The sequence below is a fragment of the Anabaena sp. UHCC 0253 genome, assembly GCF_009712085.1.
In the GTDB taxonomy this organism is placed as follows: domain Bacteria; phylum Cyanobacteriota; class Cyanobacteriia; order Cyanobacteriales; family Nostocaceae; genus Dolichospermum.
Map to the genome: position 1 here is coordinate 431991 of NZ_VILD01000004.1, position 7774 is coordinate 439764.

The window sequence follows — 7774 nt, forward strand, 5'->3', positions numbered from 1 at the left end:
AATAGGGCTAACACCGGAGCAATCTCTGTTGTATTTTTAATAATCCATAAGCTTAGATCACATCAAGGATAATACTACTGCTTTTTATCTTAATGAGTATCAAGATTGTGTGAGTATTTCTATTTCATCCGTTATGCTGTGATTGCGAAGCGTGTTATCTTCTAGCGGCTGTTGTGTAGTGAAAATTCAGGGAAAAACCTCATGGCAAAACAGTTAAACCTTCTCTCCAAGGGACAGGTCATCACCACCGCCCTGCACACCGAAATGCAACGGTCATACCTAGAATATGCCATGAGTGTGATTGTGGGGCGAGCCTTACCAGATGTCCGTGATGGGTTAAAACCAGTGCATAGGCGCATCCTATATGCCATGCACGAACTGGGTTTAACACCAGATCGACCTTACCGAAAATGCGCCCGTGTGGTTGGAGATGTTCTCGGTAAATATCATCCTCACGGTGATCAATCAGTTTATGATGCTTTAGTTCGATTAGTCCAAGACTTTTCCAGCCGTTATCCCTTACTGGGGGGACATGGTAACTTTGGCAGTGTTGATAATGACCCACCAGCGGCGATGCGGTACACAGAAACCCGTCTTGCACCTGTGGGACATGAGGGAATGTTGGCGGAAATTGCCGAAGAGACGGTGGAATTTACTGGGAATTTCGACAATTCCCAACAAGAACCAACGGTACTACCTGCTCAATTACCATTTTTGTTGCTGAATGGTTGTGCCGGAATTGCCGTAGGAATGGCCACAAATGTTCCTCCCCACAACTTGGGAGAAATTGTGGATGGGTTAATTGCCTTAATTGATAACCCAGAGTTAACGGACGAAAAATTATTTCAATTAATTCCCGGACCAGACTTTCCGACTGGTGGGGAAATTGTTGATCATGGGGGAATTAAAGAGGCTTACACCACTGGTAAAGGTGGTATTGTCATGCGCGGCATAGTCACAATGGAAGAAATTCCTGCCACCAGAGGAAGTAAACGCCGCACAGCACTAATAGTCACAGAACTGCCCTATCAAGTCAATAAGGCTGGTTGGATTGAAAAAATCGCCGATTTAGTCAATCAAGGTCGTTTACACGGAATTTCTGATATTCGGGATGAGAGCGATCGCGATGGAATGCGCGTAGTTATTGAACTTAAACGTGATACCAACCCCCAAGAATTACTCCAGCATTTGTATCACCAAACTGCTTTACAAACGACCTTTGGGGCGATTCTTTTAGCTATAGTTGATGGACAACCCCGCCAATTAAGCTTACGGCAACTTTTAGAGGAATTTCTCAAGTTCCGAGAACATACCCTCAACCGTCGCTACAGTTATGAACTAGAGAAAGCAGAAAATCGGGTCAATATCCTCACTGGATTGCTAAAAGCTCTGTCAAATTTAGATGATGTTATTACAATTTTACGGCAAGCTCCCGATGGCAGTACAGCCAAGATGACACTTTGTAGCCATCTGGATTTAACTGAGGTACAAGCAGATGCAATTCTGTCTATGCCATTACGTCGTCTCACCAGTTTAGAACAGCAAAACTTACAAAAGGAATTTGACCAAATTAACCAGGAAATTACCCTCTTGCGGACATTACTGGAAGATAGACGGGAACTCCTCAAGGCTTTGAAAAAAGATTTGCGGACACTCAAACGCAAATACAATGATCCTCGTCGCACCAAAATTGTTCATAACCAAGAAAAACCAGTTCCAGAAGATAAAACTAAAACTAAAAAATCAGCAGTAGCACCAGAAGAAAATTCCCCATCTAAAATTCCCCATCCCAAATCGGAACAACCCTCAGAAGAAACTATTTTAGAAGTTACTCAACGGGGTTATGTGCGCCGCACTTCTCCCAACAGCAAAAAACCGAAAGGGGAAAACGGGTTATTGGATCATGATTTCATTATCCAAACTGAATTAACTAATACCCAGAAAGACCTATTAATCCTGACTAGCGGGGGTAAAGTCTATCCGATTACGGTGGGAGATATTCCCATGACTACTGGACGTAGTTCGACTTCGCTCACTACAAGTTCTGCGAGGGGAACGCCATTGATTACTATGCTTACCAGTACCGCCCAAGGTAATACCGAAGGTATAGTTACCCGGTTCTTGCTACCCGAAAATCCACAAAATCAAGAAATGGTGCTGGTGACGAAGGAAGGACGCATTAAACGTCTGTCTTTATCAGAATTTGTTAACCTCTCTCGAAGAGGAATTACAATTTTGAAACTCAAAGATGATGACGAATTAGCTTTTACCCAATTCACTACCAGCGGACAACATCTCATTTTGGCTAGTTCTAGCGGTCGTCTGTTAAGGTTTCCCGTCAATGATGAACAGCTACCAGTGATGGGTCGTGCTGCTATGGGATTACAAGCCTTCCGACTCTTGAAAAATCAGCAAATGGTTGGTTGTGTAAACGTCAGCAAAGATGGCCAATTATTGCTAGTCACAGAAGAGGGATATGCCAAAATCATGCCAGCCAGTACCTTAAGGGCTGCTAATCGTGGTGATTTAGGGATACAAGTTTTGAAATTTAATAACAAAACCGACAATTTAGCCGCAATGGTACGAGCAAATCCAGGAACAGAAGTCGCACTACTAACAAATAAAGAGCGAGTAATCCGCATATCAGTAGATACAGTTCCTCATCTCAGTAAGGACAGTAAAGGTGAAACTATTTGTCAACTCAACCGGGATGAGAGAATTATCTCTGTGGTGGAAGTAGAGTAGGATTTTGACACTCCCCGGTCTCAAGACACGGGGATTTTTAAGACTCACAATAAAAAAAATTATACCTCTTTAAACAGTTCGGTGTCTGAGTAATACTGAAAAAACAAAGTATTTGACATTAATTCCCGAATACTATAGTATTCAATCATGAACAACAAAATTATTGATTTATTTTCTGGTGCAGGTGGCTTAACTACAGGTTTTCATTTGGCTGGCTTTGAAGCCTTATGTGCCATTGATGCAAATAAAAAAGCCTTAGCAACTTATCAACATAATTACCCAAATACTAAAGTTATACATCAAGATATTCGTGAAGTTAATCCCTCAGAACTTCGTCACAATTTAGGATTAGAGAGAGAACAATTACAAGCGATAATTGGCGGTCCTCCTTGTCAGGGGTTTTCCAGAAATATACCTGCTGAATATCGCTATATAGATGATCCACAGAATCAATTATATAAAAGTTTTTTAGATTTTGTAAAAGAGTTTAAACCTCTTTACGTGATTATGGAAAATGTTCCAGAAATTTTGACAGCATATAAAGGGTTATTCAAATATCAAATTACAAATCAACTAGAATCACTTGGATATAAAGTTACATCATCATCGTTAAATGCTGCTAAGTATGGAGTACCACAAACAAGAAGTAGAGCTTTTTTTGTTGCTAGTTTAGAGCGTTTAATTGTCTTACCCAACCCTACACATAATGATGATATTAAAATTAATTCTAAAAATCAAGAATCATACTATCAAACAAACCTACTAAAATCCAATTCTTCTCCAATCGTCACAGTTAAAGATGCAATTGGAGATTTACCAGAATTAAATGCTGGACAAAAATATGATGAAGATAGATATCCCTCAGATCCTCAAACAAGTTATCAAACTTTAATTAGACATAACAGTAGTAAAATTACAAACCATATTGCGCGGGCTTTAAGTTCAATTCAAATGTCAAGAGTAAAGCTGTTAAAAGAAGGACAAGATGCGAGAGATTTACCACCAGAATTAGCACCTAAAAAACATTATAGTGGTGCTTATGGAAGGCTTTATTGGGATCAACCAGCGAAGACAATTACAAGATGGGTTTTTCATCCTGGTTCTGGGAGATTTTTTCATCCCACACAAAATAGAACTATTACAATACGTGAAGCAGCTAGACTTCATTCTTATCCAGATACTTTTCACTTTTTGGGAACATATACAGAAATGGCTTCTCAAATTGGTGAATCTGTACCTCCACTATTAGCTAAAACTATCGCTGAATGTATTCTCTAAAGTTAAGATTAGGAATTTTGGGCTTGTAAAGCTGCAAGAATAGTTTTCACATAATTATCAGGGTTAAGACGAGTTCTCTGAATATTTATTCTGACTGCTTCTAGAGGAATAATTCTAGCTTTAAAAAGTTGTTTTTGATTTTTATACCAAACTAACTGGACTTTATCTTCTACACTACCTTGTAAACCTGCACCACTTTTACCTGTTTTTTTGTTTATTGTCCAAGCCCAATTAAAAGTAGTAGGATCAAGTGGATATAAAGGATATTCACAATAAACATATTCATTACCTTTAATAGTTTTCAGAAGTATGCTTTCATAACTATTTTCAACTCTTTGTAATGACTGATTTGTAATCAATTTTTCATTCCAATGTTGAATAACAGCCGCACCTAGTTCTTCTGGTGCAGATAATTCTGTTAAACTAGGGAAACCAAGTTGATCAGCTTTACTAATAATATCGGCTCTTTGAATTACAAAGAAAAATGTACTCCCAACTTTTAAATTATTCAGTTGAAGAGATTTTAATGACCAACCTGTTTTAGTTAAAATATTAACGGCATCATAAAGTAGTTTACTACGTCCTAAAGCTGGATCTGTCAGAGGAATATCTTTAATATAATGAAAAATAGCTTCCCAAGCATAATCTTCTATTGACCCAATTACTGGGGATGCAATAGTAGCAAGAATAGCTTGTTTTAGCCTCTCAATCTCGTTTTCTGTCAACACTTAAAGATTCCTCTACAGCTTGCAAAAATTCACTCATTGTTACAGTTAAAGCATTTGTGATATGACTCAGAACTCTTACAGATGGGCTTTTTAAGCCTCGTTCTAATTGGCTAATATAGGTTCTATGCAGACCTGTAATTTCTGCTAGATACTCTTGGGAAAAGCCTTTCTCTAAACGACGACGTTGTATTTCTAGCCCTAAATTTTGGTCTAGTTTACTTGGTTGCATGAAAAGAGATTAAGGTATTGAATACAAAAGTGCTACAGACTAAAGTATTCAATATATATCACCTTAATCAAGTCGGGTATTTAACTAATAATTAGATGAATGTCAGTATTTTTGCGCTAATATGACGTTAGATACTGATATTTTCTACTATGACATCAGATTTTGCCTTTTTAAAGCGGCTATTTAACGCCTTTGACCCCTTCCAACCCTTACCGGCTGGAGATCCTGTTTATGTTGATTGTCACGAAGTGCGGGGTGATGGGGATATACTAGAAGCGGTAGGAAATGAGATTTTGTTATCTGACAGAAACACCTGTCAATTATACGCTGGTCATCGTGGTGCAGGTAAATCTACAGAATTACTCAGACTACAAAAATATTTAGATGAAAACGGGTTTTTTGTTGTTTATTTTGCCGCAGATGAGGAAGATATTGATCCTGAAGATGTTCAATATACAGATATTATTTTAGCTTGTACACGCAATATATTAGCAGCCTTTAAAGATCAAACCGATTCTCAAGCTATATCAAATTGGTTAAAAGAACGTTGCGAAGATTTAAAGGATTTACTACAAACAAAAATTTCTCTAGAAGAATTATCAATGGAAGCGCAAGTTTCCCAATTTGCGAAAATTACTACTAAAATACGCACTGAACCGGGTGAACGTTCTAAAATTCGGCAGTTAATTAATCCCCATACGATTACTTTAACAAAGGCATTAAAGCAGTTTATTAAAGATGTTAAAAAGAGTCTACCTTCACAATATCATGAATTAGTTTTAATTGCTGATAATTTAGATAGAATTGTCCCTATCAATCAAGGAGAAGGACGTAGTAATCATGACCAAATTTTCATAGATCGTAATGAACAATTGAAAGATTTAGATTGTCATTTGGTTTATACAGTCCCAATTTCTTTAATTTATTCTGATCGCGCTTCATCATTAGCGGATATTTATGGAACTCCCCAAGTTTTACCAATGATTATGGTACAAACACCGGAAAATGAACCTTATGAAAGAGGAATTAATAAGGTTATTGAACTATTGCAAAAGCGTTTGAGTGAGATTGATCCAGGTCGCTTAATAGTTGATATATTTGAAGATAGTCAATCTTTAGAAATGTTATGTTTGATGAGTGGTGGTCATGTGCGGAATTTATTATTATTAATGAAGGAGGCAATTAAATATACAATAAAATTACCTATTTCTAAAAGAGCCTTACAACGTTCATTTAGCGAATTGAGAACTACTTACAAAAATACAATTTTTCATAATGAATGGGAAGCATTAGCAAAAGTGCATCATTCTAAAGAGATAGTTAATGATCAACTTTATCGGGGTTTATTATTTAATCGTTGTGTTTTAGAATATCGTTATATAGAACCAGATGGAAGTAGTAAAGTTTGGTATGATATTCACCCTTTAATTAAAGGGATAAAAGAATTTCAGGATGCTTATGATGAAGGATATCCTGGATAAAAACAGCTTTAAAAATTGTTAAACATCGTAGGTTGGGTAGAACAAAGTGAAACCCAACATAATGACGGAAATGTTGGAAATGTTGAAAATGTTGGGTTTTCTCAACCCAACCTACATTATTATATATCTAAAATTATGCCTCTTAAACTAAGTGATTGGGATGATGATTTACCAATAGACAAAGATGAAGAATATCAGGCATTTATTCGGACACTTCAATTTACCGAAGGCTTTGAATTGTTATTTGTACGCTGTTCTCCGGCTGAAGGTCAAAAATTAATTATTAAAGTAAAAGAAGATATTAATAATAAAAAGATAGAAGTTTTACAGCTAGATAAATCTATTACTAATTTATATGAAATAATTAATGATTTAGAAAATAAAGACCAAATTAATGTTTTATTTATCACTGGGTTAGAGTCTTCACTGTATGAATATGAAGAATGTAAAAAATTAGCAGGTTGGAGTAGTAGAGAAACCTATTCCTATAGTTGGGAAGGTGTACCACCTGTTTTAATTAACCTGAATCAACAGCGAGAACGGTTTAGAGATAATTTGAAAATGTGTTTTGTTTTTTTATTACCTCAGTTTGCAATTAAATATTTTATTCACCGCGCCCCTGATTTCTTTGATTGGCGTTCTGGTTTATTTGATTTTCCTTTAGATTCAACAACTCTCGAACAAGAAGCAACAAGGATTATTCAAGAAGGAACTTATGAAAAATATGTAAATTTAACGAATGAAGAAACAAATCGGAAAATCCTAGAAATTATAGATATTATTGAACATGAAATAGATAATGAACAAAAAGCTAAATTATTTTTTGAATTAGGTTATTTACAATATATTAGAAAAAATCATGAAGAAGCCATATCTTCCTACGACAAAGCTGTGGAAATTAAACCTGATAAACACGAAGCTTGGAACAATCGGGGCAATTCCCTAGATGATTTAGGTAGGTATGAAGAAGCTATATCTTCCTACGACAAAGCTGTGGAAATTAAACCTGATAAACACGAAGCTTGGTACAATCGGGGCATTTCCCTATACAATTTAGGTAGGTATGAAGAAGCTATATCTTCCTACGACAAAGCTGTGGAATTTAAACCTGATTATCACGAAGCTTGGTACAATCGGGGCATTTCCCTATACAATTTAGGTAGGTATGAAGAAGCTATATCTTCCTACGACAAAGCTGTGGAATTTAAACCTGATTATCACGAAGCTTGGGTACAATCGGGCATTTCCCTATACAATTTAGGTAGGTATGAAGAAGCTATTATCTTCCTACGACAAAGCTGTGGAAATTTAAA

The 7774-nt window shown here is 36.5% G+C and carries 6 protein-coding genes; 4 read left to right on the plus strand and 2 right to left on the minus strand.

From position 1 onward, the window contains the following. The first annotated feature begins 201 nt into the window (after positions 1-201). Both FJR38_RS13600 and FJR38_RS13605 read left to right on the plus strand, forming a co-directional pair. Positions 202-2745 carry a DNA topoisomerase (ATP-hydrolyzing) subunit A gene (locus tag FJR38_RS13600; protein WP_168537573.1) on the plus strand — a complete coding sequence of 848 codons (2544 nt, stop codon included), beginning with the start codon at positions 202-204 and terminating at the stop codon, positions 2743-2745. 147 nt (positions 2746-2892) lie between these two features. Further along, positions 2893-4023 carry a DNA cytosine methyltransferase gene (locus tag FJR38_RS13605; RefSeq protein WP_168537575.1) on the plus strand — a complete coding sequence of 377 codons (1131 nt, stop codon included), beginning with the start codon at positions 2893-2895 and terminating at the stop codon, positions 4021-4023. A gap of 8 nt (positions 4024-4031) precedes the next feature. On the opposite strand, the gene FJR38_RS13610 is transcribed toward FJR38_RS13605, so the two are convergent. Continuing rightward, positions 4032-4751, minus strand: a complete 720-nt coding sequence (locus FJR38_RS13610; RefSeq protein ID WP_168497941.1) for a hypothetical protein — start codon at positions 4749-4751, stop codon at positions 4032-4034. Further along, positions 4729-4980 carry a helix-turn-helix domain-containing protein gene (locus FJR38_RS13615; protein WP_168497939.1) on the minus strand — a complete coding sequence of 84 codons (252 nt, stop codon included), beginning with the start codon at positions 4978-4980 and terminating at the stop codon, positions 4729-4731. Before FJR38_RS13615 ends, FJR38_RS13610 begins: the two co-directional genes overlap by 23 nt. Before the next feature lie 149 nt (positions 4981-5129). On the opposite strand from FJR38_RS13615, the gene FJR38_RS13620 reads away from it, so the two are divergent. Together FJR38_RS13620 and FJR38_RS13625 are read left to right on the plus strand one after the other, a co-directional pair. Continuing rightward, positions 5130-6461 (plus strand): P-loop NTPase fold protein, encoded by a 1332-nt coding sequence (locus FJR38_RS13620; protein ID WP_168537577.1) that lies wholly within the window; start codon positions 5130-5132, stop codon positions 6459-6461. A gap of 15 nt (positions 6462-6476) precedes the next feature. After that, positions 6477-7774, plus strand: a 1298-nt coding sequence (locus FJR38_RS13625) for a tetratricopeptide repeat protein (RefSeq protein ID WP_254449458.1), incomplete at its 3' end; no start/stop codon positions are given.